26 protein-coding genes and 2 pseudogenes are annotated in these 26487 nt (G+C 33.7%); 18 read left to right on the top strand and 10 right to left on the bottom strand.

The features are described 5' to 3' along the window. Positions 1-179: 179 nt before the first annotated feature. From QNH69_RS05860 to QNH69_RS05935, 16 genes and pseudogenes are all read left to right on the top strand, one after another. A complete protein-coding gene (locus QNH69_RS05860) occupies positions 180-470 on the top strand; it encodes a DUF3847 domain-containing protein (protein ID WP_282929616.1) in 291 nt (96 codons plus the stop codon). A gap of 345 nt (positions 471-815) precedes the next feature. Continuing rightward, positions 816-2456 (top strand): MobQ family relaxase, encoded by a 1641-nt coding sequence (gene mobQ, locus QNH69_RS05865; protein ID WP_282929617.1) that lies wholly within the window; start codon positions 816-818, stop codon positions 2454-2456. A 73-nt stretch (positions 2457-2529) separates the two neighbouring features. Continuing rightward, a complete protein-coding gene (locus tag QNH69_RS05870) occupies positions 2530-2703 on the top strand; it encodes a hypothetical protein (protein WP_062551877.1) in 174 nt (57 codons plus the stop codon). Between the two features lie 183 nt (positions 2704-2886). Next, positions 2887-3414 (top strand): PcfB family protein, encoded by a 528-nt coding sequence (locus tag QNH69_RS05875; RefSeq protein ID WP_282929618.1) that lies wholly within the window; start codon positions 2887-2889, stop codon positions 3412-3414. Positions 3415-3678: 264 nt separating this feature from the next. Further along, on the top strand, positions 3679-4230 hold the full coding sequence (locus QNH69_RS05880) for a class I SAM-dependent methyltransferase (protein ID WP_282929619.1): 552 nt from the start codon (positions 3679-3681) through the stop codon (positions 4228-4230). Between the two features lie 84 nt (positions 4231-4314). Then, a complete protein-coding gene (locus QNH69_RS05885) occupies positions 4315-5043 on the top strand; it encodes a phage replisome organizer N-terminal domain-containing protein (RefSeq protein ID WP_282929620.1) in 729 nt (242 codons plus the stop codon). A 157-nt stretch (positions 5044-5200) separates the two neighbouring features. Continuing rightward, positions 5201-5362, top strand: coding sequence for a hypothetical protein (locus QNH69_RS05890; protein WP_019213949.1), 162 nt, complete (start codon positions 5201-5203; stop codon positions 5360-5362). A 78-nt stretch (positions 5363-5440) separates the two neighbouring features. Next, the gene (locus tag QNH69_RS05895; RefSeq protein ID WP_282929621.1) at positions 5441-7060 is read left to right on the top strand and encodes a recombinase family protein; all 1620 of its coding nucleotides are present in this window, start codon (positions 5441-5443) and stop codon (positions 7058-7060) included. 20 nt (positions 7061-7080) lie between these two features. Continuing rightward, a pseudogene (locus QNH69_RS05900) lies at positions 7081-8553 on the top strand (DNA helicase); the annotation flags it as partial. Between the two features lie 43 nt (positions 8554-8596). Next, positions 8597-9253: a DNA-binding protein gene (locus QNH69_RS05905; protein WP_282929622.1), complete on the top strand. Its 657-nt coding sequence runs from the start codon at positions 8597-8599 to the stop codon at positions 9251-9253. 552 nt (positions 9254-9805) lie between these two features. After that, positions 9806-10438 (top strand): TetR/AcrR family transcriptional regulator, encoded by a 633-nt coding sequence (locus QNH69_RS05910; RefSeq protein WP_011528983.1) that lies wholly within the window; start codon positions 9806-9808, stop codon positions 10436-10438. A gap of 84 nt (positions 10439-10522) precedes the next feature. Further along, positions 10523-11404: an ABC transporter ATP-binding protein gene (locus tag QNH69_RS05915; RefSeq protein ID WP_000129978.1), complete on the top strand. Its 882-nt coding sequence runs from the start codon at positions 10523-10525 to the stop codon at positions 11402-11404. Beyond that, positions 11394-13043 (top strand): hypothetical protein, encoded by a 1650-nt coding sequence (locus QNH69_RS05920; RefSeq protein WP_000644977.1) that lies wholly within the window; start codon positions 11394-11396, stop codon positions 13041-13043. The genes QNH69_RS05915 and QNH69_RS05920 overlap by 11 nt, the downstream gene beginning before the upstream one ends. Before the next feature lie 733 nt (positions 13044-13776). After that, the gene (gene erm(A), locus QNH69_RS05925; RefSeq protein ID WP_000810833.1) at positions 13777-14508 is read left to right on the top strand and encodes a 23S rRNA (adenine(2058)-N(6))-methyltransferase Erm(A); all 732 of its coding nucleotides are present in this window, start codon (positions 13777-13779) and stop codon (positions 14506-14508) included. Positions 14509-14724: 216 nt separating this feature from the next. After that, positions 14725-15249 carry a phosphotransferase gene (locus QNH69_RS05930; protein WP_001176020.1) on the top strand — a complete coding sequence of 175 codons (525 nt, stop codon included), beginning with the start codon at positions 14725-14727 and terminating at the stop codon, positions 15247-15249. A 283-nt stretch (positions 15250-15532) separates the two neighbouring features. Next, positions 15533-15748 (top strand): annotated as a pseudogene (locus QNH69_RS05935) (recombinase family protein); the annotation flags it as partial. Positions 15749-16265: 517 nt separating this feature from the next. Here QNH69_RS05935 and QNH69_RS05940 read toward each other — a convergent pair. Together QNH69_RS05940 and QNH69_RS05945 are read right to left on the bottom strand one after the other, a co-directional pair. Then, complete coding sequence (locus QNH69_RS05940; RefSeq protein WP_001291561.1) at positions 16266-17483, bottom strand: tyrosine-type recombinase/integrase; 1218 nt, start codon at positions 17481-17483, stop codon at positions 16266-16268. A gap of 81 nt (positions 17484-17564) precedes the next feature. Continuing rightward, complete coding sequence (locus tag QNH69_RS05945; protein ID WP_000814511.1) at positions 17565-17768, bottom strand: excisionase; 204 nt, start codon at positions 17766-17768, stop codon at positions 17565-17567. Here QNH69_RS05945 and QNH69_RS05950 point away from each other — a divergent pair. Further along, positions 17752-18003, top strand: a complete 252-nt coding sequence (locus QNH69_RS05950; protein ID WP_001845478.1) for a hypothetical protein — start codon at positions 17752-17754, stop codon at positions 18001-18003. The genes QNH69_RS05945 and QNH69_RS05950 overlap by 17 nt on opposite strands. Positions 18004-18228: 225 nt before the next feature. On the opposite strand, the gene QNH69_RS05955 is transcribed toward QNH69_RS05950, so the two are convergent. Both QNH69_RS05955 and QNH69_RS05960 read right to left on the bottom strand, forming a co-directional pair. Then, entirely contained in the window at positions 18229-18459 is a 231-nt protein-coding gene (locus QNH69_RS05955; RefSeq protein WP_000857133.1) for a helix-turn-helix domain-containing protein, read from the bottom strand. After that, positions 18456-18878: a sigma-70 family RNA polymerase sigma factor gene (locus QNH69_RS05960; RefSeq protein ID WP_000804885.1), complete on the bottom strand. Its 423-nt coding sequence runs from the start codon at positions 18876-18878 to the stop codon at positions 18456-18458. The genes QNH69_RS05955 and QNH69_RS05960 overlap by 4 nt, the downstream gene beginning before the upstream one ends. A gap of 504 nt (positions 18879-19382) precedes the next feature. Here QNH69_RS05960 and QNH69_RS05965 point away from each other — a divergent pair. After that, positions 19383-19736 carry a helix-turn-helix transcriptional regulator gene (locus tag QNH69_RS05965; protein ID WP_001227347.1) on the top strand — a complete coding sequence of 118 codons (354 nt, stop codon included), beginning with the start codon at positions 19383-19385 and terminating at the stop codon, positions 19734-19736. Positions 19737-19795: 59 nt separating this feature from the next. On the opposite strand, the gene QNH69_RS05970 is transcribed toward QNH69_RS05965, so the two are convergent. The 6 genes from QNH69_RS05970 to QNH69_RS05995 all read right to left on the bottom strand — a co-directional run bounded on the left by QNH69_RS05970 (position 19796) and on the right by QNH69_RS05995 (position 26485). Continuing rightward, entirely contained in the window at positions 19796-19963 is a 168-nt protein-coding gene (locus tag QNH69_RS05970; RefSeq protein ID WP_000336323.1) for a cysteine-rich KTR domain-containing protein, read from the bottom strand. Positions 19964-20081: 118 nt separating this feature from the next. Beyond that, entirely contained in the window at positions 20082-22001 is a 1920-nt protein-coding gene (tet(M), locus tag QNH69_RS05975; RefSeq protein ID WP_000691727.1) for a tetracycline resistance ribosomal protection protein Tet(M), read from the bottom strand. 15 nt (positions 22002-22016) lie between these two features. Continuing rightward, a complete protein-coding gene (locus QNH69_RS05980; RefSeq protein ID WP_282929623.1) occupies positions 22017-22133 on the bottom strand; it encodes a tetracycline resistance determinant leader peptide in 117 nt (38 codons plus the stop codon). A 244-nt stretch (positions 22134-22377) separates the two neighbouring features. After that, a complete protein-coding gene (locus tag QNH69_RS05985; protein ID WP_001224320.1) occupies positions 22378-23313 on the bottom strand; it encodes a conjugal transfer protein in 936 nt (311 codons plus the stop codon). Beyond that, on the bottom strand, positions 23310-24311 hold the full coding sequence (locus tag QNH69_RS05990) for a bifunctional lysozyme/C40 family peptidase (RefSeq protein WP_000769868.1): 1002 nt from the start codon (positions 24309-24311) through the stop codon (positions 23310-23312). Before QNH69_RS05990 ends, QNH69_RS05985 begins: the two co-directional genes overlap by 4 nt. Beyond that, entirely contained in the window at positions 24308-26485 is a 2178-nt protein-coding gene (locus tag QNH69_RS05995) for a membrane protein (protein ID WP_000804748.1), read from the bottom strand. The genes QNH69_RS05990 and QNH69_RS05995 overlap by 4 nt, the downstream gene beginning before the upstream one ends. Positions 26486-26487 lie beyond the last annotated feature (2 nt).

Below are 26487 nucleotides of genomic sequence, written 5' to 3' on the forward strand. Positions count from 1 at the left end.
AATTAATTCAGAGATACAAAATCACATCATGCAACAAAAAGGAATGGAAGAAAGATAGAACATATACAAAAGGAAATATTAGATATTATCGAAAAGAGTATTATATAAATTTAATAATGAAACTTTGAAAGGGATAGCAGAAATGTTATCTCTTTTTTAATACAAGAAAGGATATAAGTATGAAAAAATTAGAACAAATAAGACAAGAGTCAAAAGAAATAAAAGATAAAATTGATAATACAGAAGAAAGATTAAGGCAACTAAAAAATCAAGAAAAGAAGATATTAAAACAAGACATAGTAAAAAGAAGAAAAGAAAGAACACATAGGCTAATAACAAGAGGAGCAATCTTAGAAAGCCTTATAGAAAATTCAGAAGAACTAACAGATGAAGAAATAAAAATCCTACTAGAAGAAGCAACAAAGACAAAAGAATTTAAAGAAACACTAAGAATAATGAGAGCAAATTAAGAAAAAATAAAGGGGTTTGTAAATAATCAAATCTCCCTTAGATTTTCTAAGGGCGCAATTATACACCCTAAAGGGTGCTTGCGTCCTGCGGAGCCAAACCCTTGCAGGGAGCAACAACCATTCGCTTTTTAAAAGTCAAGGGTAAATAAACTCGCTAACGCTCGCCCTTGACTTTTAAAATTTGAAATGAAAGTAACAATTAAGCCGACATACTGAAACAACAAAAATTAATTCAGTAGTCGGCTTTTTCTATTCTATCATTTCAAAACGCTCATTCACAAAGAGGATATAGAAAATCTATTAAGCCTCCACATAAAACAACAAAAAAGAAAGGAAGTGATAAAAATGGCAGACAGTTTTCATTTTTCAGTAAACATAATATCAAGAGGAAAAGGAAAAAGTGCAGTAGCAAGTGCAGCATATATAAGTGGAGAAAAAATAAAAAATGAATGGGACGGAGTAACCCATGACTATACAAAAAAACAAGGAGTAATTAGCAAAGAAATATATTTACCAGATCACGCACCAGAAGAATATAAAGACCGAAAAACCTTGTGGAACTCGGTAGAACTATTTGAGAAAAACTCTAATGCCCAACTTGCAAGAAACTTTATCATATCTTTACCAAAAGAGTTAAGCATAGAAGAAAATAAAAAGATGATAGAAGAATATGTTCAAAACAATTTTGTAAAAGAGGGAATGATAGTAGACCTAGCAATTCATGATGAAAGTAGAGAAGGAAATCAAAACATTCATGCTCATATAATGACCATAGTAAGACCAATAAATGAAGATGGAACATGGGGGCAAAAAAGTAAAAAAGAATATATCCTAGATGAAAAAGGAGAAAAGATTTTAAACAAAAATGGAAAACCTAAGACAAGAAAAGTAGAACTAACAAGCTGGAACGATAAAGGCAATGTAGAAAAATGGAGAGAAAATTTTTCAGACCTTTGCAATGAATACCTAGCAAAAAACAAGATAGAAAAAAGAGTAGACCATAGGAGTTTTAAAAGACAAAATTCAGATTATCTACCGACAATCCATTTAGGATCAGCAGCAAGTGCAATGGAAAGAAAAGGAATAGAAACTGACAAGGGAAACTATAATAGAGAAATAAGAAAATATAATGAACTTGTAAAAACAATAAAAGAAGAGATAAAAACATTAAAGGGTTGGATAGGGAATTTATTAGATAACCTAACTAATGCTTATGAAAAATTTAAGGATATAGAAAGAGATAAGGTAATAGACAACCCTAAACTTTTCAATCTAACAAATTATCTATTAACTTATTCAGAAATTCAAAAAGAAAAAAGTAAATACCTAAAAGGATATGCCAAAACTTATAAAGAAAAGTATGACTTCAAAAAGCTAACAAGTGCATATAGTTATTTAAGAAAAAATGACATAGAAACCATAGGTCAGTTACAAACAAAAATAGAAAGTTTAAAGTCTAATAGTTATAGGCTAAATAAAAAAGCAAAGACAATCCATAAAGAAATGGAAGATGTAGAAAAGAAAATTCTATACTATGAAATCTACAAAGCCAAAAAAGAAGTTTATGAAGAATATCAAAAGAAAAACATATTCACAAAAGACACATTCTATAGTAAACATAAGAAAGACATAGACCAATATAAGGTAGTAAGCGAGAAATTAAAAAAACTCCTATCAGATAAGGAAAAACTAAGTCCTAAAAAATGGAATGAAGAAAAAAATCTTTTAATGGCAAATCTTGAAGAAATAAATAAAGAAAAAGACAAGATAAAAGATGAATACCAGGAAATTAATCATATAAAATATTCAGTAGATTTTGTAAATAAAGAACTTGGCATAGACTTATCCATAGAAATAGATAAGTTAATAAAACAAGGTGAAAAACCAAGTGTAATAGCACAGATTAAAAAATTCCAAGACCAAGTTATTAAAGATAATGAATACAGAGAAATGATGAAAAACAAGAAAATGGATCAAGAAAGATAAGACCTGGTAAAAATATCCTATCCAAGCTATAATATGACCAAGAAAATAAAGGCAGATCTAGGAGGTAATAGAGATGAATAAAAGGCAAGAGCTAATAGATGAACTCATAAAAGCAGATCAAGATGGAACATACAAAACCTATAAAAGCACAGAAGAAATAAAAGCGATGAGCAATGAAGAAATACAGATTATATATTCCAACATGAAAAACTATCTATCAGACAAAAGAACACACATAAACTACTAAAGGTGGAAAGGCATTGTAAGCTATTTTAAAGTATAAAAGGTACAAATACCTAAGAAAGCTATATAAACATCAAAATAAGGCATTCCACCACTACCAACAACCAAATAAAAACAAGCAAAGGGAAGTATAGAAAAATTAAAGCCTATACTTCCCTTTTTTTAATTCAAACAAAGGAGATAAAACATGATAAACGAAGAAATAAGCAAAGAAGCAGGTCAAGCAGCACAAACCATAATATCATACACAATAAAAACAGCAAAAGAATCAATCAATCTTGAAAAAGAAATAAGAAAAAAGATGAATGATACCTTAGAAAAAGCAAATGGAAACTTAAAAAGTCTTATGGGAGATAAAATGAAAATAAAAGACTTATATAAAAAAGGACAACTAGAAAATATAAGCGTAGATCAAAGCGACCTCAAAGACTTAAAAAAAGAACTAAACAAACTTGGAGTAAGTTTCTCAGTAATGAAAAACAAAGAAAACCAAAACTATGAAATATTCTTCCAAGCCAAAGACATAAAAGTAATGGAATATGCCTTTAAGCAAGTCATAGCCAAAGAAAATAAAAAAGAAAAAGAAAGTATCCTAAAACAAATAAAGAAATACAAAGACCTATCCAAGAACAAGGATAAGACAAAAGAAAAAGTCAAAAGGAAAGTAAAAGAAAAAGTAAAACCAAGCAAAAAAGATATGACCAGAGAAATCTAAGGGAGTAACGAAAAGTTACACCCTTAAATAACAATAATAACAAGACTTCTAAAAAGCAGAAGTCCAGAATTCCGAAAATCGGAAATCAAGAATTTCGATTATCGAAAATCTGGGAAATATCAAGGCGGATAGGATATAAAATTGAATAAATATAAAATTTATGATAAAATTACACTGATAATAGTTATTAATAGGAGATAGAAATGTTAAAAAAAATTTTTTGAAAATGTAAAAAATCCGAAAAATAATTTCGGCGGTCGCTTCATGGTGAAAGGAATGAATATTGGTCACGAAAAATTGGCGAAATGGGGCAGATCCTTTCTGAATATTAAACCATCAGATGTAGTTTTAGATCTAGGATGTGGCGGTGGACGTAATGTTCAATACTTCTTAACAAAGGCTAGAAAAGTATATGGAATGGACTATTCTAAAACAAGTGTAGATATTGCAAGTTCAGTAAATAGCGAAGCTATAAAAGATGGCAGGTGTAAAATTATTGAAGCAGACGTGGCTAAACTACCTTTTGAAGATGAATCCATAAATATAGTAACTGCCTTTGAAACAATTTATTTTTGGAAGAATATAGAAGTATCTTTTAGGGAAATCCATCGTGTTCTAGTAAAGGACGGTCAGTTTCTAATATGCAATGAAGGAGCATATAGAGAGCATAAAAACATAAAAAAATGGGCGGATATGCTAGATTTTGAAGTTTATTCACCCGAATATCTTACAGAAACATTGAATAAGATAGGATTTAAATGCGAATGCCATCTTGACGAGAAAGAGCATATAGTATTGTTAGCTAGAAAATTATAAAAGAATTTGCGAATAATGAAAAATAAATCATAAGGAGAAGTAGAGAAAAAATCTACTTCTTTTTTTATTGCAAGGAGGATTAGAATGGTAACAAACAAAAGATATTATTGGATAAAATTAAAAGAAGAATTTTTCACAGACAAAAGGATAAAAAGACTAAGGAGAATATCGGGAGGAGATACCTACACGATAATCTACCTTAAACTTCTACTACTAAGCCTAAAAGATGAGGGCAAACTCTATTATGACGGAGTAGAAAGTGATTTTATAAAAGAGTTAGCACTAACGATAGATGAAACAGACGATGATGTAATGGTCACAGTTAATTATTTAATCAATCAAGGCTTATTAGAAGTTGTAACAGAAAATGATGAATACTACCTAACTGAAATACCAAACTTAATCGGATCAGAAACAGCCTGGGCAGAGAAAAAAAGAAGATACAGACAAAATAAACAGAGGACATTGTCCTTAATGAGTCCAACCCATGTCCGACAAGAGATAGAGATAGAGAAAGATATAGAGATAGATAAAGATAGAGAGGGAGAGATAGATAAAAAGTCCACCCCCATCTTTTATGGAGAATTCAAAAATGTAAGGTTAAGCAAAGAAGAATATAAAAACCTTAAAGAAAAATTAAACTCACACACAGAAATAATGATAAATAAACTATCAAGATACATGGAAAGCAGTGGTAAGACCTATCAAAACCACTATGTGACAATTTTAAAATGGTATGAAGAAGATAAAGATAAACTAAGACAGAAAGGTTTAAATAAAAAAATGAACTATGACGTAGGAGAATCTTTATAGATAAAAAGAGGTGGGAAGGCATTATTAAAGACTTTAAGTATAAAAAGGTATAAAAGTATGCCAGAGATAATAAAAATGTAAATATGACACCTAAAAGGCGATTAGAAAATTAAAAATCTAATCGCCTTTTTTTATTGCAACAAAATGGAGGAATTTTATGGAATTAAAAAAGAAAAAACGAAGTGGAAAAATCAACTATGAAATAAAGCGAGTATATGTAGGGAAAAAGCCGATTGAAGAAGTATTTGAAGATATTATCGAGCATGTAGTCGAAAGAAACTTAGAAAAAGACAGAGAAAACAAACAAACGCAAGCGTAAGTATTGATTGACTAAGCGGGAGTATTTTAGTATAATTTAATTATTGAGATAGTCCTGTTTAGAGAAAGGAGATTGAAATTGAGCAGGACTAAAAAATATGTAGCAGGACTTTATTGTAGACTATCAAAAGACGATGGAAACTCAGTTGAGAGTATGAGTATATGGTCACAAAAAGTAATGTTAAAGCAATATGCAGAAAGTAACGGTATCGCTATTTATGATTATTATGTAGATGATGGTTATTCGGGGACAAACTTTGAAAGACCATCATTTAAGAAGATGATTACTGATATTGAAAACGGAAAAATAAATTGTGTTATAACAAAAGACTTATCAAGGTTAGGAAGAAACTATCTTCAAAGTGGAGCATATATCGAAATGTACTTTCCACAAAAGAACATAAGATATATTGCAATAACAGATGGTATAGACACATTAAATAGCAATCAAAATGATATTATGCCATTTAAAAACATTTTAAATGAGATGTATGCAAAGGATACTTCCAAAAAAGTTAAAAGTGCAATTCAAAGCAGAATGAGAGAGGGAACATATATAGGCTCTAAAGCTCCATTTGGTTATCTAAAAGACCCTAATAATAAACGCAGATTAATCATAGATGAGAAAACTAAACCTATAATAGAACTCATTTATAAACTGTGTTTAGAGGGTAAGGGTACTCAACTTATTAGCCAGGAGTTGATGAAGAGAAAAATTCCAAGACCAAGTGCTTTTGTTGAAAATGCTGAAAAGCTTTATGGACTAACAGAAGAAAATAAATATCAATGGTCACATAGAATGGTGTTAAATGTCTTGCGAGATCCAGTTTATTGTGGAAATATGGCAAGAAATAAAAGACCTACCTTATCATTTAAGAACTCAAAAAGAATGTATATTCCTAAAAGTGACTATATTTATGCTAAAGATACCCACGAGGGAATAGTCAGTGAGGAAATATGGGAACAAGTTCAAACAATGATTGATAAGAGGAAGTGTAACAATAAAAAGGGACTCTATTATGACAACATTTTTCAAGGACTTGTAAGATGTCCTAAATGTGGTTATGCATTGACACCAAAAACTGATTATAGGCTTAAAAAGAAAGAACTCATAGACTTTGTTCACTTTTCTTGCTCCACATATAAAAAATATGGAGTAAATGCTTGTTCATCACACAGAATTGAAGCTAGGGATATATATAATATTGTTCTTGAAGATATACAATATCATGGAAGTATGGCACTATCTGCTAAAGAAGACTTTGTAGAAAAGATAATAGAAAAGATTGAAGTAGAAAAAATTGACGAGGGAAAAGAACTATCTAATAAGCTGGAGCTTAAAAAGAACCAATTAGCAGAATTAGACAGAAGCTATGAACAGTTATATGAAGATAGGTTAGAGGGAAATATAACCGAAAGAAACTTCAATCTAATGAATGTGAGCATATCTAAAAAACAAGACAAGTTAATCGAGGAAATCAAGGTCTTAGAGGGCGATATAGAAGTATCTTTTGAAACTGAAGATAACTACAAGAAATTCATGAATAATATTAGCAAGTACGCTAAGATAAAATCGCTAAACAGATATATTTTAAATCAAATAATAGATAAGATATATGTCTATGACAAGGAAGAAATAGACGGTCAAATTAGCCAAAAGGTTGAAATTCACTACAAGTTTATAGGTAAATTAAATTGACCACTTCGGACTACTCACCAGACCTAGAGCAAAGAAGTGGTAGAATTGTTCGTCAAGGTAATGAAAATGATAAGGTAAATATCTTTAGATATGTAACAGAAAATACCTTTGATGCTTATTTGTGGCAGACAATAGAGAATAAGCAAAAATTCATTTCTCAAATTATGACAAGCAAGACACTTGTGCGTGTTGCAGAAGATGTTGATGAAGCAAGTCTATCTTATTCAGAAATTAAAGCTTTAGCTACAGGTAATCCTCTAATTAAAGAAAAGATGGATTTAGATAACGAAGTTACAAAACTAAAAATGCTTGAAGCAAACTACAAGTCTAATAAATATAAGCTTGAAGATAAGGTAAATAAATATTATCCTCAAAGTATTTTAAAAACTGAAATAGAAATACAAGCAGTTAATGAAGATATTGCAAATGTAGAGAAATTAGGAGAGGGAGATAGCAAATTCACTTCAATCAGTCTTGGTGCAAATAAGATTTTAGATAAGAAAGAGGCTGGAGAGAAGCTATTAGAAGAAATAAAAAAGGTAAAGATAAATGATAGTAAGATCATTGGTAAATATAGAAATTTAGACTTACAAGTTTCATATAACTTTATGACTAATGCTCATACCTTTAAACTCCTAGGAAAAGCAGAATACTTCGGAGAGTTTTCAAACTCTACTGATGGCAATATAACAAGACTTGATAACGTAATTGAAAAAATGCCTTCAAGACTTGATAGGTTAAATCAAAACCTTGAAAACTATAAAGAATCTTTAGAAAATGCCAAAGTAGAATTAACTAAACCATTTGAAAAAGCAGATGAGTTAAGGGATAAGACACTAAGACTAGCTGAAATTAATAAACTTTTAGATATGGGAGAAGTAGAAGAATTAGAAAACCAATCACCACTATTAGAAGATTTAAAGAGGGCGATAGTTGATTATTCTAACTACGAGTTTTCAGAATCTAATAGCTATGACGATTTTGACAAACTATATCCTGATTTAAGTCATATAGGACTTGCCTATACAGAAACACCTGATGGTAAGCACTCTATTCAATATGAGGTAAATTTGGAAGAAAAAACATGGACTCAGTATGTAGATAATGTAGCTATTAGAACAGAATCTTTTGTAGAAGACGGTATATCTGATTCACAAGCTATTAAAGACATGACTGAAGCCATAAAGATGTCAAGTTTTGATGATCTGGTATCAGTAGATGAAGAAGATTTAAAACAAGCTCTAGGACTAGAAATAGATGATGATGGAAACTTCTATGACCCACTAGCAAAAGATCTTGATAATGATGGAATACCAGATAGGTATGACAATGATTTTAAAGATAGTGATTACTTTGAATCAACTTATGATGTAGAGGATAATCTTCAGGCAAGGGAAGAGAAACCATCAATATTGGGACAAATATCAAAATTCAAATCAGAAGAAGAAAAAGATAAAAATCAAGAAAAAAGTAAAAAGGAACAAGAAAGATAGAAGAGGGCGAATAGCTCTCCTTATTTAGTACAAGGAGGAAATTATGGAATACAAAGATATTAGAGAAAACTTAGAAGAAATGATGAATGATAATTACAAGGATTTTATAAAAGCACTTGTGAGCATAGAAAAAGGTGTTAATGATGAAAAGGCACTTGAAGAAGTCTATGTTTTATTTATGATCAAAGACACAACAGGTCTATTAAATGATGACTTTGACTATATGATTGATGATATGAAAGAACAAGGTAAGATTGTTGAAAATTCCAACGAACTTGAAGAAAAAGACGACCTCATAAATCTCGTGGGTAATATATCAGGTCAAGTAGAAAATCTTGAAAGAGAAAATGCTAATGGAGAAAAGTTCAAGGTAAGCAACTTTTCAATTGTTTCAAAAGATGACGATGGGAATAAAATTTATACCAATTGTTCAGCCTATGGAGATAAGACAAAAGATTTAGAGAACTTAAAACAAGGAGATTTTGTTAAAATATTTGGACAAGTAAAAACAAGTATTGACAACAACGGAAAGGAACATAAGAATGTTCGTATTTTGTCTTCTAAGCTCTTAAAAGCAAAAGAACAAGTAAAGAGTCAAGACAAGGATAAAAAGTCCATATTAAAGCAAATAAAAAGCTTTAAGACAGATGACAAAGCTAAGTCAACTAAGAAAGACCATAGCAAAGGTGCAGAGAGATAAATATCGGCAGTCTTCGGACTGCCTTTATTTTTTTATATGTATATAGGTTGTATAATGACGTAATAGGGGAAAGGCGTTTTAAATATATTTCATATATTTTTTGACCACTCTACTGTATCTTCCATCCGATAACTTTTCTCCCTAGACATATCCATAATATGGGCCCTATGAGCAAGTCTATCAACGATAGCCCCAGTAAGCATAGAATCTTTAAAAACCTACTCCCATCTTTCAAAGTTCAAATTCATTGTTAAAATTATTGATTCCTTATCAATTCTAGATGATAAGAGTTTAAGGAATCTCACATCCTATCTTATCAAATGAAACATAATCAGGCTTTGAGGTGAATTTACGTAAAGAGCAATGCTAAAGCTTAAAAAATACCTATCTAACAAAGGTGAATTTTTATTTTTATCATATTATGTAGATGGATGTAAATGAATATTATTTTTAAGTATATGTTATTTTTAATTGCTTCATTTCATATTGACTGGATCGGTCAATTTTGATATACTCTAAATGACCAGTTGGGTCATCGGTTTATAAAGAAAGGTGGTTTTGATCATTTATTCAAAATTTAATAACTTAAAACCAGAAAAACAAAAGCAAATTATTAACGCAGCTATAAAAGAATTTGTTCGAAATGGTTTTGAAAAAGCATCTACTAACGAAATTGTAAAAAGAGCTAATATTTCAAAAGGCTCGCTGTTTAACTATTTTAACAGTAAAAAGGATCTTTACTTGTACTTGATTGAGTATAGTAGTAAAGCAATCGTGAATCTAAATGAAGAAATTGATTTGTCTGAAACTGATTTATTTAAAAGAATCGAAAGAGTTGCTTTACAAAAGTTCTATGTTCAACAAAAGTACCCACAGGCATTTGAATTCTTGGCATCAACTAAACAAGAGGAGTCTGTAGAAGTAAAGGATATCATTAAACAAAGGCTCAATCCAATCTATAATCAAGCCATAAATAAATTATATAAAGACATTGATTACTCTAAATTCAGGGAAGGAGTTGATATTGAAAAAGCAATTGAGATTTTGAATTGGACGATGTTTGGTGTAGGAGAGAAAGGACTAAAGGAATTGTTTACCTTTGATGATATTGGTAGATTTGGAGAGAAATATCTAGAAGAGTGGAACGTTTATGCCGAATTACTGAAATACAGCTTTTATAAATAAAACTAAATTAAAGGTGTATTGAAATGAAAATATAATAGCTTTAGATTTTTATCTAAAAAAATTTTAAAGGAGTGTGTCTATATTATGACCGATATAGTAAAAGTACAAGGATTACAAAAAAAGTTTGGTAAATTTCAAGCATTGCGTGACGTTTCGTTCACGATAAAATCGGGGGAAGTGGTAGGGTTTATTGGTCCTAATGGTGCTGGGAAATCTACAACTATTCGTGCCCTATTAGGAATTATAAAACGTGATGCTGGTATTGCCGAGATATTCGGTAAGGATGTTTGGAAGGATAGCCTTGAAATTCATAAGCGAATTTCTTATGTCCCTGGAGATGTTGCCCTTTGGGGATCTTTAACGGGAGGAGAAATTATCGATCTCTTCATTAAATTACATGGTAGTGGAGATAAAGAAAAGCGCGATTATTTAATTAAACGTTTTGAATTAGACCCTAAGAAAAAAGCCAAAGGATATTCAAAAGGAAATCGTCAAAAAGTTGGATTGATTGCAGCATTATCTGTTGATTCTGATTTATATATTTTTGATGAACCAACATCTGGTCTTGATCCTCTAATGGAACAAGTTTTCCAAGAAGAAGTTGAAAAAATTAAAGCATCTGGTAAAGCTATTTTATTGTCCTCCCATATTTTAAGTGAGGTAGAACGATTAGCAGATAAGGTTGTAATTATACGCCAAGGTGAAATTGTTGAAACTGGAACCCTTGATGAATTACGACATTTAACTAGGTCTACTGTCACTTTAGTGACAAGTGGAGATGTATCAAAAATGGCTTTTGTAGATGGAGTACATGATTTTGTTCAAAATGATAGCCAAGCAACATTCTCTGTCGATAATCAATATCTCAATAGTATTTTAATTGAAGCTAGCAAATTAGGTGTCACAAGGTTTGAATCTATACCGCCAACACTTGAAGATTTGTTTATGCGTCATTATGAAAGCTAAACCGTGGGAAGGTGGAAAAATTATTATGAAAGAAAAATTTGCTCGTTGGAACATATTGTTTTTACAGTATTTAAAACGAGATTGGAAAAAAATTATTATATGGGTATTGGGACTTGGCATGTTTTCGGCTGGATTTGTTCCAGCTTTCAAAGAAATAGCAAAAGGGCAAGGTTTAGTCGGCATGTTCGAAACTTTGCAAAACCCTGCAATGATATCTATGGTAGGGCCGACCCCAGTTGAAACAGGAGCTGATTATACCTTAGGAGCAATGTATGCACATGAAATGTTGTTGTTTTGTGGTTTGTTTGCGATGATAATGTCTATTTTACACGTGATAGGTCATACTCGTAAAGAAGAAGATCTTGGCCTTACTGAGCTACTGCGTTCCTTTCAAATAGGTCGTCAGGCAAATTCTCTTGCAGCAATAGCAGAGATAGTCTTTATCAATGGTATACTAGCACTTTTTATTGCAGTAGTAATGATAAGTTTCGGTGCCGATACGATTTCTATTTTTGGTTCCGTGTTATACGGGGCATCAATTGGAATGGCAGGGATTATTGGTGCTGGGATTGCTCTAATAATGGCACAAATTATGCCCACGTCATCGGCTGCAACAGGATCATCATTAGGAATTGTAGGCTTACTATACATTGTTCGTGCTGGAACAGATGTCTCCAATGTTGACTTATCTATGATGAATCCTTTGGGCTGGACATATTTAACTTTTCCTTTTACAGATAATAATTGGTTTCCACTTATTTTTGCTTTAATTTTCAGTATAATAGTGGTGTTCATAGCTTTTTCACTTGAAGGTGGCCGCGATATGGGGGCTGGATATTTACCGCAAAGAGAAGGGCGTGAAAGTGCAAAGCAGTCTTTGCTGTCCGTCCGAGGATTATTTATAAATATTAATAAAGGTGTCATTATTAGTTGGTTAATCGCATATGTTGTTATGGGTGCTGCCTATGGTTCGATTTATGGAGATATGCAGACATTCCTAGAAAGTAATGAAATGATGAAACAAATGTTTTCTCATACAGGATTTTCTATTGAAGAATCATTCACAGGCACAGTTATGATGGTTTTGATTGGTTTAGTTTCCATTCTACCAATTGCGATTGTAAATAAACTCTTTTCTGAAGAAAGACGATTACACTTAAGTCAGATTTATGCAACAAAAGTAACCCGCAGTCAATTATATTGGACTAGTATAGGGTTATCGATATTAAGCGGATTATTAGGAGTTTTATTAGCAGCAGGTAGTCTTGGAGGTACTGCTATCTCTGCGATGGGGAATAGCGGAGAGATGGATATTGTTGACTTTTTTGCTGCTGGCTTTAACCTTTTCCCTACTGTTTTATTCTTTATAGGTCTGGCAGCGTTAGCTCTTGGATGGGCACCGAAACTAGGTAAAATAGTGTATATTTATCTTACATTCTCTTTTTTATTAAATTATTTTAGCGGCTTAATAGACCTCCCGGAATGGTTTTTAAATACTGCTATACAAAGTTGGATGCCTCAAATGCCAATGGATGATTTTGAAGCATCAGTTTTTCTTACAGTTACTATAATTAGCATTGCTTTAATAGTAATAGGTTTCTTGGGGTATAGTAGAAGGGATATGAATGAAGGAGCTTAAATTGATTGAATAGTAAATAGTGTAATCTAATGATTTAAATTCTTGTGTTGTAGGTTTTAACATTAGTCGATGAAAGCAATTAAATTTTATTATTACAGTTTCATATATTTGATAAGGATAGAAGTATTCTAAACTAGAATTATATTTCGATTCTTTTGGCGACCATTAGAAAGCTAGTCGTTATGTTCCCACGAACGTACAAATTAGTCGATATGTTCCCATATACAACAGTTTCGCTAAAAATCATAAATACATCAATTCTATCAACTCGTCCCACGTTGAAGCAGCAATTCTGATGACGTATTGTGGTTTGGACAAGGAATAATAGGAGTCAACCACAACATGTAGTGGTTTGAGTACGAAAATTGGGTCAAAAACAGGCTAAAAAATACCGTTTTTTGACCCTTTTAAATAGGGCATTTGACAGATGACATTTGATGTTTCGGGATTAAAAATCCATAGGGTGAGGTAGATTAGCACAGAACTTTATTGAATAGAGAAATTAAAAGTGATATAATCAGTTGCATAAGGAGGAGTTAAATATGTGTACATGTATTGCAGTAGTAGATATTACTTTATCTCATTTATAATGAAAAAAATTAAAGGAGGTAAAGGTATGGGTATGTTTTCTATATTTGTTATTGAGAGATTTCATTATCAACCAAACCAAAAATAATTGGTTATAATGAGCTCTTAAGATTAGTTCATTATAACCGGCAAGGAGAAGGTTATAATGAAACAGAAAAACCCGAAAAATACGCAAAATTTCATTACATCTAAAAAGCATGTAAAGGAAATATTAAAATATACGAATATCAATAAACAAGATAAAATAATAGAAATTGGGTCAGGAAAAGGACATTTTACCAAGGAACTTGTGGAAATGAGTCAACGGGTGAATGCTATAGAGATTGATGAAGGTTTATGTCATGCCACGAAAAAAGCAGTTGAACCTTTTCAGAATATAAAAGTTATTCATGAGGATATTTTGAAGTTTAGCTTTCCTAAAAATACAGACTATAAAATATTTGGTAATATTCCCTACAATATTAGTACTGATATTGTAAAAAAGATTGCTTTTGATAGTCAAGCGAAATATAGCTACCTTATTGTAGAGAGGGGATTTGCTAAAAGGTTGCAAAATACCCAACGAGCTTTAGGTTTGCTGTTAATGGTGGAAATGGATATAAAAATTCTTAAAAAAGTGCCACGAGCATATTTTCACCCTAAGCCTAATGTAGATTCTGTATTGATTGTACTTGAAAGGCATAAACCATTTATTTTAAAGAAGGACTACAAAAAGTATAGATTTTTCGTTTATAAATGGGTAAACAGGGAATATCATGTTCTTTTTACTAAAAATCAATTAAGACAGGTGCTGAAGCATGCGAATGTTACTGATCTTGATAAATTATCCAATGAACAATTTTTGTCTGTTTTCAATAGTTACAAATTATTTCAATAAATTAAAAATAATTAAGCGTTCTCTAACTTTAAGAGAACGCTTAATCTTATTACATTGAAAAATGCATTCTATTATTTTCAATTATTATGATATAACATAACTATCATTTTACTTATTTGCATATTTGCACGAAAATATAGTTATCGACGACTATTCTGATAATAGCAACTAATATAGTCAATGATAACTCAAAATTTATTGATATAGTAGGTATATGTGCAACTAATTAGGGAAGATTTTAGCTTGCCATTTCTGAAACAGCTAAAACAAGTATTGCGTAAAGAATGCGCCAGTCTTCCCATGGACTTAAAATGCTTGCTTGGGGCACACATAAAACCCCTTGAACAATCTATTGACAGAGTTGAAGGACTGTCGGAGATTCTAAGACGAAGTAATCCTAAAATGGCCCTATGCCATACAGATATTCATAATTGGAACTTGATGCAACGGGATGAGCAGTTAGTTCTAATTGACTGGGAAGGCTTGAAATTGGCTCCAGTAAAAGCTGATCTCATGTTTTTTGTTGATAAGCCATATTATGATGTATTTATGAACATATACCTGAAATTACACAAAGATTTTTTAATCAATACGGATGCTTTGTTATTCTATCATATTAGACGTAAACTAGAAGATATATGGGAGTTTATTGAACAACTTTTATATGACAATCAAGAGGATAAGGAAAGAAATGAAACTATAAAAGTTCTTGATGGTGAACTGAATAACTTAGTGTTTTGAAAAAAGAATAATGTATTATTAAGCTAAATAATATTGGAGAAGAAAATGAATAAACAAGAATTATATCAAATTGCTTTCAGTATAATTAATCATAAAAAGTTACGGAACTTTGGAACTTCAGGGCATGTGGAGACGGTGGTATTGATGTCAAGGAAAATAAGATAATAGGCTATAAAAGTGTTGAAATTAATGGTTTTGGGGTTTTAGAAGAAATCCTAAAAGCCATTTTTCTATTTAGATAAATATCTTAATTATAATTAAAGAATAAATTGAGGATCAAGAACCTCAATATTATATAGAAAATAGCCACGAAGCGATCATACCAAAAGAAATCTTCATGCAAGTCTAAGAAGAAATGGATAGACGAGCTAATATGGTAAGTGGCAAAGGGAAAAGAAGAATCTATTCCAGTAAATACGCCCTTTCAAGTATTGTCTACTGCTCTATATGTGGGGATATTTACAGGAGAATAGCATGGAATAATAGAGGAAAGAAAAAAACAAGTTATTTATAGTGTTAAATTACCAACACTCTTATTACTTCCTATGTAATGTTTACAGTTCTAGTATCATAACTTGTTCAATTAGAGGATTTAAACAGCTTTTTGTGGGCTGTTTTTTCTTTTATAAAAAATGATATAATAAATTATGAGATGCGTATTTATTGCTTATTCTCACATGCTTGTCTGTCCAATTATTGGACTAATAGGTTTAATACTTGGGGTAAGGGAAAAAGATAGGTTTTTTATGGCATTAAATGTCCTTTTTATCTTATTACTTCCTATAGCAATGTTTGCTAGTCATCTAGTAGGATCTCTTTAAGTAAGAGAATAAGTTTAAATTAAACAAAGTATAAATTTCTAATTATCTTTTTATATTTTCTTAAATGCTCGTAAAGCCTTATTCTATGTGCTTTCGAGTATTTTTACTGTAGGAAGATACTTCACGTTTCTTTGCATATTTCCTCATGTCTTAGCTGTCAGAAGTGGTAAATAAGTAGTAAATTCATTTGTACTACTAAGCAACAAGACGCTCCTGTTGCTTCTCTTTATTCAAGCGTTTCATTTCTGCCATTGCAGAATCGAATGTTGCATGTGCGTAATAGTTCAGCGTCATGGCTATATTAGCATGTCCCATAATGTACTGTAATGCCTTTGGATTCATTCCTGCATTTGCATAGTTGGTACAGAATGTATGTCGCAAACTATGTGGAGTGATGTGTGGCAATTTATCCTCGTTATACTTATTGTATTTCTTAACAAGACCTTTCATCATGCCGTTGTAATCACTTGCCACTTTTGGATAGTTCTTTCTATTAAGAAAGAGGAAATCACTATATCCATCAATCTCAACACGCTTATCATTCTTTCGATTCGCTAACACTCGCTTAAATGCTTGATAGGCTTCTTCAACCATAGGAACTTGACGTTCGCCACTTTTGGTCTTTGGTGTTTCAATGTAGTACCCAATTTCAGTATCTCTCAATAGCTGATGGTCTATATTGACAAGACGATTCTCAAAATCTAAATCTGGAAGTGTCAAACCACCAAACTCTGAAATACGAAGACCTGTTTTTAAGAGTATCAGAATTTCATCATAATTTTTGCTGTAGGTTTTATCAGCTTTTGCAAAGGCTAACAGTTTTTCTTCCTGTTCTTCTGTTAGTACGGTCTTAGGGACAGTATCATCATCAAGAACTGCTTTCAGTTGAAAGTCAAATGGATTCTTCCGAACACAATCATCTTGTATAGCAATATAGAATGAAGCCTTTAAAGAACGTTTGTAGTTATTGATGGTTTGATAAGCATAACCATTTTCACTCATTCTAATAGCCCATTCTTTAGCGTCTGATGGCTTAATACTGTCAATACTTCTTACACCTAACTTGTCTTTCTTCAAAATATCCATAAGATATTTGCGTCCAGTTTCAGTGTTTTTTCTAACCTTTGGTCTTTGAGCGTTCTGTTTTGCGTAAAGCTGGCAGAGTGTCATTTTCTTTCCTACAACATCAATACCATCATGAATGTCTTTCTGTAACTCTGCGATTTTCTCTCTAAGTGAGATACAATCACGCTTTCCTGCTGGTACTCGGTCTGTAGCCACAAGTTTCCACGAGTAAACAAATTGCGGTTCTCCAAATGAATCTATATATTTGTATAAGTATCTTCCGTCTTTTCGTTGGCTCTCTCCAGTCTTTAAGATTCGACCTTTATTGTCACGTCTTTTTTCTGACATGGCATTTGCTCCTTTCCTTTATGGAAAGAGCCTTGATACGACTTAATACTATTTTATCATATACAAGACCCTTTGGCGACGCTAGATTGCGTCCAATGTATCTATAATTTTTTCAAATTGTTTTCGTTTAATCTGAATACGATTGCCATTCATAATCAGCCAATTTGCATTTTTATTTTCCTCTGCCAAGCGTCGTAGCTTGTTTTCGCCAATACGAAAATATTTTGACGCTTCTTCAATGGTTAGGGTATAACGTTCCCAAATAGGAATGTCAGTCTGCTTCATAAAATCCTCCTTTCCAAATCACTTATTTGGATTTCATAAAAGTTGTTTTACCAGCAATCGAACAGCTTTAGCAAAGCTCACGGGAGTTCCACCCCTGCATGGTTCTCATGTAGCCATACTCATTGCCTGCGACGGTTTTATCACGCTCGGACTATTGACTGTATGGGAGTATCATTATCACGATAAGAATGTCGTTGCAGGCAATCCTGCTAAAGATTGCTTCTCGGATCACTAACATGAATCGCTCGCTATCTTTATAAGATAGGTCATGGCGGTTAGTTCCGTTGGCTCTTTTCTTATCGAAACGTATTCGATTACTTTTATTCAGTTTTCAAAGAACAATGGCTCGTTAGCCTATCAAAACACATTGAAAGCTCAATATGCTTTGGTGGAATAACAAACCTCCCTGTTCGGGAAGCGTGGAATGGTTTAGCACGCTTCCACGAAAGGAGAGAGGATATTACTTAATTTCAAATGACAAAATCTTTGTAATCAGTCTGGTTTCCATTCTTCCACGTAAGACTTCATCAACGACCATACTTTGATTGCCATATTCATCTTTCATAAGTCGTAGGGAACGCTTCGTTATGTACCCTCTGTAATGATGTAGAATCTGGTTAATCGCTTCGGTATCGCCATCTGTTGCCTTTACAATGAGAGGAAAGGGAATCATAGGATATTGTGTTTTCATTCTTCAAATTCCTCCATAAACTTTTTAATTAAGGCTAGTCCACTGGTTCTATGCCGATAGACAGTAGAACGGTTCAATTTCAACAGGTCTGCAATTTCTGAATCGCTCATGTCCATAAAGTAAAACAGCAGTAGAATTTCACGTTTCTTGTCTGGCAACTCACGTAATGCTTCACTCAACAAATCATTTTCAACGCCTACTGATAACCCATTGAGTGTAAAAATCTGAAAGTCAGTTGAATAGTTATCTGTTGTCGCAAACTGGCTAACAAGATAATCGCCAACATCCGAAAAGGACACCTCACGCTTTGCAATCCTTGAAAGATAAAGCATATAATTCTTTCGCTCGTCTTCCATAGCACGTTTACAGATATAGTCAAACTGATTTTCTATTGTGGTCTGAAAAGAAGATGGTTTCATGTTTCTCACCCCCTTTCTGTCTAGGAAAGGAAGTGAGCCTTGCTCGTTTATCTCCTTTCACTCTTAGTCCCAATGTGAAAGGGGGATTTGTTGCATTACTGATAAATAAACTTTGTAAAAAAGTTCTGAATAGCCAAAAAAGCATATAAACAGATTTATTTCTCTGTTTACATGCTTCTGTTATTCTATCTATATGATTTATAAAACCACATTGGTGGACGTACTTATCTATTGCAGATAGACGACTTTTTTTGATAAATACTCAATGTGGGGAACTTGATTGTATGTGATATACTTCATGGCGACTTTGACCTCCAACAAACCGCCATTTGGAAGTAAGATACAATATTTTAACAGCATAAATAGCACTACCATATAACGGTTTTTTTTATTGGCGTTTAGTAGTGCTTTTTATTAAATATGAACCTATAAACTATATAACATGTTTTTCTATACCTGTTTCTAATTCAATAGGAACAGTAAAATGTATAGAGGTGGTCTACTATGCGTAAAAAAGAAGATAAATATGATTTTAGAGCCTTTGGTTTAGCCATTAAAGAAGCTCGATTGAAACGAGGTTTAACTCGTGAACAAGTGGGAGCATTGATTGAAATTGACCCACGTTACTTAACTAATATTGAAAATAAGGGGCAACACCCCAGCATACAAGTTCTTTATGACCTTGTATCGTTACTTCATGTTTCCGTTGATGAATTTTTCTTACCTGCTAATAACTTGGTAAAAAGCACCCGACGATTACAGATAGAGAAATACATGGATAGCTTTACAGACAAAGAACTATCCTTAATGGAATCTTTAGCCAGCGGTATCAACGAAGCAAGAAACATCGAAGACTAATTAAAAGAATCCATACATAACGGAAAGAGCCGATAAAATGAGATTGTATTAATCTCATTTTATCGGCTCTGCGTCTTTGCGTCTGGCTCTGTAATCACAGTTACTTTGAACTGCTTTATTTCAATTAAATTTTCTTGTCTGCATTTCGGACAATAGAGGGGGAATTTTTTTAATTCAGTATCTTCCCTTATCTTTAATCGTGTTTTATTTCCACATACAGGACACAATATCCACTTGTAGTTTATAATAACTATCTCCTCCTTTACACTTTAATTCAAATCTTTATTAAAGAATATTTCATCTTATTTAACAAGAAACCATATTTATATAACAACATAAAATACACTAAGTTATTTTATTGAACATATATCGTACTTTATCTATCCTACTATTTGGACGACGGGGCTGGCAAACAGGTTCACCGGTAGTAACATGGTACCCTTTTAACTCTGTTAAACAAACACTACGTCCATTTGTAAAGAAAGTTAAATCACTACGATATTCTTGAATACATCGAGCAGGGATTTCTCCACTAAGAATGACCTCATTATTTTTCAATTGAGTGTCTACGATGTTCGCACAATATTTAGGAGCATCGTTGTATGCTCGTGAAAGATATTCCTGTGGCGCATAAATTTTAAAACTAAGATATGGCTCTAACAATTCTGTTCCAGCTTTTTTTAAGACTTGTTCCAATACAATAGGAGCAAGCATTCGAAAATCTGCTGGGGTACTAACAGGGCTATAGTATAAGCCATACTTAAAACAGATTTTACAGTCCGTCACATTCCAACCATATAATCCTTGTTCGCAACCATAGCGTATCCCTTCCATAACTGCATTTTGAAATGATTGATTTAAGTATCCAAGAGAAACCGAGCTCTCATACTGCATTCCACTTCCCAACGGAAGCGGTGATACAGATAAACCAATGGAAGCCCAGAAAGGATTTGGCGGCACTTCGATGTGAATGGTATATTCTGCATTTTTTAACGGTCTCTCCATATAAATGACTGTAGGCTCTTTTAGTTCTATCTCCACATGATACTTTTCTTGCAACAGTGCACTAATCACTTCCATTTGTACTTTCCCTAAGAAAGAAAGTATAATTTCATGTGTCGTAGAATCCACGTAATATCGTAGAAGCGGATCACTATCTGAGATTTCCAAAAGGGCATCAAGCAACATTTCTCTCTGTTCAGGTTTACTCGGTTCAACAGTTGTTTGTAGTAGAGGGTGCGGATTTTCAATCTTTTTTCTCTGTGGCAATAGTTTTGTATCTCCAAGAACACTATTTAACTTCAAAAACTCATTTTGCAAAATAACAATTTCTCCAGAATAAGCTCTATCAATCTTACATAATTCACCATTTATTGAAGTATACATTTCTGTAACTTTTATTTTTTCTTTTTCTGATACTCTAACCGAATCTCGTAAATGTAGTACTCCACTATAAAGGCGTATATATGCAAGACGTTGTCTTTTTTTTGTATATTCAATTTTGAAAACATTTCCGCAAAGTTCAGACGGACCTCGATGTGTTGATGAATAAAATTTATTCGTAATCACTTCTATAAGGTTATCAATCCCTATATTGTTTTTTGCACTTCCGTGATAAACAGGGAACAGGGAACAATTATGAAATCTTATGCTTTCCTCTTGTTCGAGTTCCAATGCTTCTAATGATTTACCGGACATATATTTCTCTAAAAGGTCATCGTTTCCCTCTATTACCGTATCCCATTGTTCAGATTCGGTAAAGTTCGTCACACACATATTAGGATACAGTTCTACCTTCTGTTTGATTACAATTTCGGCAGAAAGTTTCTCTTTAATATCCTGATAAACCGTTGATAAATCAATTCCATTTTGGTCAATCTTATTGATAAAAAAGATTGTGGGAATCCCCATTTTCCTAAGTGCATGAAATAATATACGAGTTTGTGCTTGTACGCCATCTTTTGCAGAAATCAGTAGAATTGCCCCATCTAAAACTGATAATGAACGATATACTTCTGCTAAGAAATCCATATGTCCTGGCGTGTCTATGATGTTCACCTTCGTATTTTCCCACTGAAAAGAGGTTATTCCTGTCTGAATTGTAATTCCTCTCTGACGTTCTAAAAGCGTATTATCCGTCCTCGTTGTACCTTTGTCCACGCTTCCTAATTCTGTAATCGCTCCACTGTTATATAATAAGCTTTCTGTTAAGGTAGTTTTTCCTGCATCAACATGAGCTAAAACTCCAATATTAATAATTTTCATGTGATTTTCCTCCATTCAAAAACCCAAAAGGGCATAAAAATCCCAGTGATAAATACTTTTATCACTGGGATTTTTATGCATAATCATAGGTATACAAAGCATACAGATATTCTCTGGATACTTTAGAATCACATGATAAAGGTATTCTTAAACTGGGTACAAAAAACTAAGCCCTCCTAAAAAAGGACATCTAATTATTTGTTCCCGCTATCAAATTGACAGTTTATTTAAGAATACCTTGCCGCATATTTATTAACTCCTTTTAAATAGATACTTAAATAATAGCACGTAAGAGCATATTTGTAAAGGAATCTCCAATTTTTTATCAAAGAGAGTACGTGATTACAAAATAGCTGTAATAATGTACCAATATTTGTTATTCTATAATCTTCCAATTACTCCCGTTCTTTTCAAGTACCAAATCAAATTGAGATACCTGCGTTGCTTTGGTCTGCTGGTCGATATACTCCACTGTCAGCGATACCGTGACTTGATTATCCTTACGATTGTGAATAGGATTTACCAGTTCTTGAAAGATGTACTCTTTTCCGATTGGTTTTAATATCCCGTCATTCACATAGTAGGAAAGTTCACTGGCTGTCGCTGTAGGATAGAGCTTGAAGAACGTCGTTAAAAACTCATTGATTTCATTGGTTGTAATGGAATCAACCGTCCCCTCACTTTCAATGGCTTTTGGTTTATAACTTGATTTCTTAGGTATGTTGGTAATGGTCGGATTCTTAACCAGTACCATATTTCCAGAACCATCTACATAGACACTCACTATATAAGCAGAGTGGACGGTCTTTGTATTTTCTCCCTCTGTAATGAGCTGGTCTACACTGTAGGTTACATTAAACTCATTGTCGCCAGTTGGCTCTACCGTCCATATCTGAAATCCTCTTACAGAAGACGATACAGGAATATCTTTGCGTACTGTATCAACATTGAGAGCTTGAAGTTCATCTGTCAGATAGCCTTTTAGACTTTCCATTCGATTATCAATGGACTTATCGGATTGCTCCCATGAATAGTAGACTTTCGCAAAGTTCTCTACAAAATTTTCTACATGATGAGTATCAACGTATTCCTTTTCTATGATAGTTGTTTCGTGAATAGTATGAGTATCTATAGCTGTAAAGTGCTTGAATATCGCAAAGCTGAAACTAAGCCCTAAAAGTACCCACAAGGCAATCACAACCTTTTTATGAGGATTGACCTTATAGTAGACACGAGGTTTCTTTTCCTTTGGTATCTGTTTTTCTTTATTCTGATTTTTTCTAAATTTCATCATTAAATCTTCCTTTCTCATTGTTTGATTCGTCCTGCTCCCACTAAATGCTGTTGCCAGTAGGGGCTTGTTAAGTCGGCATAACCGATTGGGTCGCCTGCATGAAACATACGGTTATTGCCAAGGTATATCCCAACATGAGTAATATAAGAGCCAGCGTTATAGGTAGAATGAAAGAAAACCAAATCGCCAGCTTGTGCTTCCGATAGTGGGATATGCTGGGTCACATCATATTGCTGTTGTGCGGTTCGTGGTAAGTTAATTCCAGCTTTTCCATACGTCCATTGTGTCAGTCCGCTACAATCAAAAGAAGTAGTCGGGGAAGCTCCACCGTAAACGTATCGCCAGCCCTCATATTTCAGTGCTTCGTCCATGATGGCTTGTACCGTATCATCATCAAACTCTGTTGTGACAAGATACTGCGTTACCAGTTGCACATAAAACATATTGCCATAGTTGTATCGCCAGCCCCCATTGATAGGTATGGCTATGGGATTGGGGTAAGACACTTTTTCGCCACCTGAATACTCTTTTGAGAAACTTTGAGCCAGTTCAAAGGTATATTTATTTCCACGATTAGCCACATACCCTAAGAAACCACCACCATAATTGTAGGACTGGATAACCGATTCTAAATCTACACTGAGCCTTTCGCTACTGGCTAATAATTCACTGAAATACTTCACACCTTGCTTAATGGATTCTTCTGTACTCAATGAATTAGGTGGAAGACCGAGGGATTCCGAGGACTGCATAACATCTTCCGCAGTACCGCCCGATTCCACCTGTATAATCGCAAGAAGTATGTTGACATATTCTTCAACGCCATATTCTTTGGCATATTTTTCTACCATAGGCTTATGAGCCAGCACTTCTGCGGAAACATTCACACCTCCATAATGAATATTGGAAATTCCGCTGTCCTGTTCATCTGAAAATAAAATGGCAACAAACAGAAGCAGTGAGAAGACCATCAAGAATAATCCAGAACCACCAATCACTAAAGTTTTCAACTTCATGGTTTCTTACCGACTTTCTTAATGGTGGCGGTTTTGATTGGTGGTCTACTTCTTGTATTTTGTAGTGGTACTCTTTGAACAGTAGACGGACGTTCTTTTGTGATTGGACGTTGTGAAGTTCTATCTGCTGTAGTGGTTGAAGTTGCTGGCTTTTGAACGGTTTTTTCTTGAACGGTATTGCCTTGGCGTTCCACTTTTGGACTTGAAAAATCGGACTTAACTGCTGGACGCTCTTGTTTGGCTTGTTGAGATTCCTTATATGAAGTCTGAATATTAGACTGTTTTGAGGTCTGTTCATCATGATATTGTTCTTGTCTTGTAGTCGGTCTTTCATGAACAGAAGAAGCAGGCTGTTTTTTCTGTTTGACCTGTTCCATTTCAGAGCGACGCTTCGCAATGGTTTTTCGCCTTTGTTCCTGCTGTTCCTTGCGTCCACTGGCTCTGTCCGCTTTGGTTTGAGAAATACTACTGGTTAAATCACGGACATTCTCTTTTACTTTGGATTTTCCTTGATATACTGCATATCTTGCATTGGTCGGCAAATCTTTAACCTGTTCTTTCAAACCACTAGCAGTGTCTACCATTCTGTCTTTGGTATCAGCTACTGTACCGATGGTTTGACCGATACGTTTTCCAAGTGTTGATTTTTCCTTTCCGTCTGGTCGGGAGTGATCTGCTTGTGTCCTTGCAGAACTCCCCGAACCCGACTGTCCTTTTTTACCTGTAACAATGGCAGACCCAGCCCCTAGAGTAGTCATGGAACGTCCAAGTTTCCGCTGTAGACGGTGCATGTGAGCGTGCATAAGCATACGAGGTTTTCTCATCACACGACTTCCCACACTTTGAGAATCGTTACTCTGTAGAGAAAACATACTCATTAAATCGCCCAGCTTGAAGTAGATTCCTGCAAAGGTCACAATCTGTAGAAAAGCAATCAAAAAGAACGGATAACCAGCCGATAAGGTATAGAGCATGGTTGAAATACTAAATGCTGTCGTAATAATCAATGTGATTCCAGCTCGTGTCAAAATGGTATTAAAGAGCTTTGTTATGGCTCGTTTTGACATACCATCAAATGATGGAATCATGCTTAAAATAAAGCTCACAGGCAGAAACATAGCATAGATGATAAAAAGTACCTGCGAGAAAATCATGATTCCTGTTAATAGGAATACAAATATGGAAATCCCAATATTGAAGACAAATAGGAAGAAGACTGTACCTAAACGGTTAATGGTCTTTGTAATGGTTAGATTGGTATTGCTTCTGTCTTCAATTTCTTCCGCAACAATTTTTTCTCTGTCTTCGCCATTGTTGGAATCTGGGCTGGTGGAGAGCAGGCTTTCCACACGGTCAATACCGATACTTTCAATGTCTGAACTGTTGTATTGAAGCAGTAGCCACGGTTGCTGAACCTGTATGGAAAACAGGCTATCTCTGATTAAGTCCACGCTGTCCTTGCCTTGACTATCGGAATGGGGCATGACAATCTTCGTGCCAAGTGATAAACTGGCATTACTGATGTCTGATGAAAAGTCATTGATTTTTTTAATGTAGTCGGGAGCGTAGGCAATAAAGGAAGCCGATAGGATAAACACCAGCACAAAATTCATAATGGCATGAATTGCCTTTGTGGTTTCTCTCTTTATCAGTCCCGTATAGGCAACATAAACCCCAAGAACCAAAATCAAGAGTAAGAGGAATCCAACATAGAAACCCTCTGTTGAAAATCCGTTTGCACTCACACCAGCTAAGGTCTGCATATTCTTACCAATGGAATCTGCTGTAGCGGAAATGAAGTCTAAGGAATAGGCTTCCTGTACTAAGTAACCTGTCGCATTGGAAACATACAAACTGATTGTCCAAATAAAATTGGTAATGGCATATAGTCCATACATGACCTGTTTTCCAATCCCGTCCGACCAGTTCCACGGAAGCCAGCCCCAGCTATTATCCACATAAAAATCCAGTTGATAGTTTTCAAGTGGGTATCGGCTGTATTCATTTGCCACATTGACCGTATCATCTACCAAGCCCGCAGCTTGAACCACCGTTCCCAGCATGGCTAAAAGAAAAATGGCAATCACAAGTGTGAAAGCCACTGTCATTGCCACTTTACCTAGACGTTTCAGCGTCCAGTTTGATTTTATTCTGTTTACTATTGATGGTTTCACAT

This window comes from Anaerococcus sp. Marseille-Q7828 (assembly GCF_949769285.1).
In the GTDB taxonomy this organism is placed as follows: Bacteria; Bacillota; Clostridia; order Tissierellales; family Peptoniphilaceae; genus Anaerococcus.

What these genes read in the sequence shown, in the direction of transcription:
- QNH69_RS05860 (WP_282929616.1), top strand. Translation starts at nt 180, where the DNA reads ATGAAAAAATTAGAACAAATAAGACAAGAGTCAAAAGAAATAAAAGAT.
- mobQ (WP_282929617.1), top strand. Translation starts at nt 816, where the DNA reads ATGGCAGACAGTTTTCATTTTTCAGTAAACATAATATCAAGAGGAAAA.
- QNH69_RS05870 (WP_062551877.1), top strand. Translation starts at nt 2,530, where the DNA reads ATGAATAAAAGGCAAGAGCTAATAGATGAACTCATAAAAGCAGATCAA.
- QNH69_RS05875 (WP_282929618.1), top strand. Translation starts at nt 2,887, where the DNA reads ATGATAAACGAAGAAATAAGCAAAGAAGCAGGTCAAGCAGCACAAACC.
- QNH69_RS05880 (WP_282929619.1), top strand. Translation starts at nt 3,679, where the DNA reads ATGGTGAAAGGAATGAATATTGGTCACGAAAAATTGGCGAAATGGGGC.
- QNH69_RS05885 (WP_282929620.1), top strand. Translation starts at nt 4,315, where the DNA reads ATGGTAACAAACAAAAGATATTATTGGATAAAATTAAAAGAAGAATTT.
- QNH69_RS05890 (WP_019213949.1), top strand. Translation starts at nt 5,201, where the DNA reads ATGGAATTAAAAAAGAAAAAACGAAGTGGAAAAATCAACTATGAAATA.
- QNH69_RS05905 (WP_282929622.1), top strand. Translation starts at nt 8,597, where the DNA reads ATGGAATACAAAGATATTAGAGAAAACTTAGAAGAAATGATGAATGAT.
- QNH69_RS05915 (WP_000129978.1), top strand. Translation starts at nt 10,523, where the DNA reads ATGACCGATATAGTAAAAGTACAAGGATTACAAAAAAAGTTTGGTAAA.
- QNH69_RS05920 (WP_000644977.1), top strand. Translation starts at nt 11,394, where the DNA reads ATGAAAGCTAAACCGTGGGAAGGTGGAAAAATTATTATGAAAGAAAAA.
- QNH69_RS05940 (WP_001291561.1), bottom strand. Translation starts at nt 17,483, where the DNA reads ATGTCAGAAAAAAGACGTGACAATAAAGGTCGAATCTTAAAGACTGGA.
- QNH69_RS05950 (WP_001845478.1), top strand. Translation starts at nt 17,752, where the DNA reads ATGTCAGTCTGCTTCATAAAATCCTCCTTTCCAAATCACTTATTTGGA.
- QNH69_RS05945 (WP_000814511.1), bottom strand. Translation starts at nt 17,768, where the DNA reads ATGAAGCAGACTGACATTCCTATTTGGGAACGTTATACCCTAACCATT.
- QNH69_RS05955 (WP_000857133.1), bottom strand. Translation starts at nt 18,459, where the DNA reads ATGAAAACACAATATCCTATGATTCCCTTTCCTCTCATTGTAAAGGCA.
- QNH69_RS05960 (WP_000804885.1), bottom strand. Translation starts at nt 18,878, where the DNA reads ATGAAACCATCTTCTTTTCAGACCACAATAGAAAATCAGTTTGACTAT.
- QNH69_RS05965 (WP_001227347.1), top strand. Translation starts at nt 19,383, where the DNA reads ATGCGTAAAAAAGAAGATAAATATGATTTTAGAGCCTTTGGTTTAGCC.
- QNH69_RS05985 (WP_001224320.1), bottom strand. Translation starts at nt 23,313, where the DNA reads ATGAGAAAGGAAGATTTAATGATGAAATTTAGAAAAAATCAGAATAAA.
- QNH69_RS05990 (WP_000769868.1), bottom strand. Translation starts at nt 24,311, where the DNA reads ATGAAGTTGAAAACTTTAGTGATTGGTGGTTCTGGATTATTCTTGATG.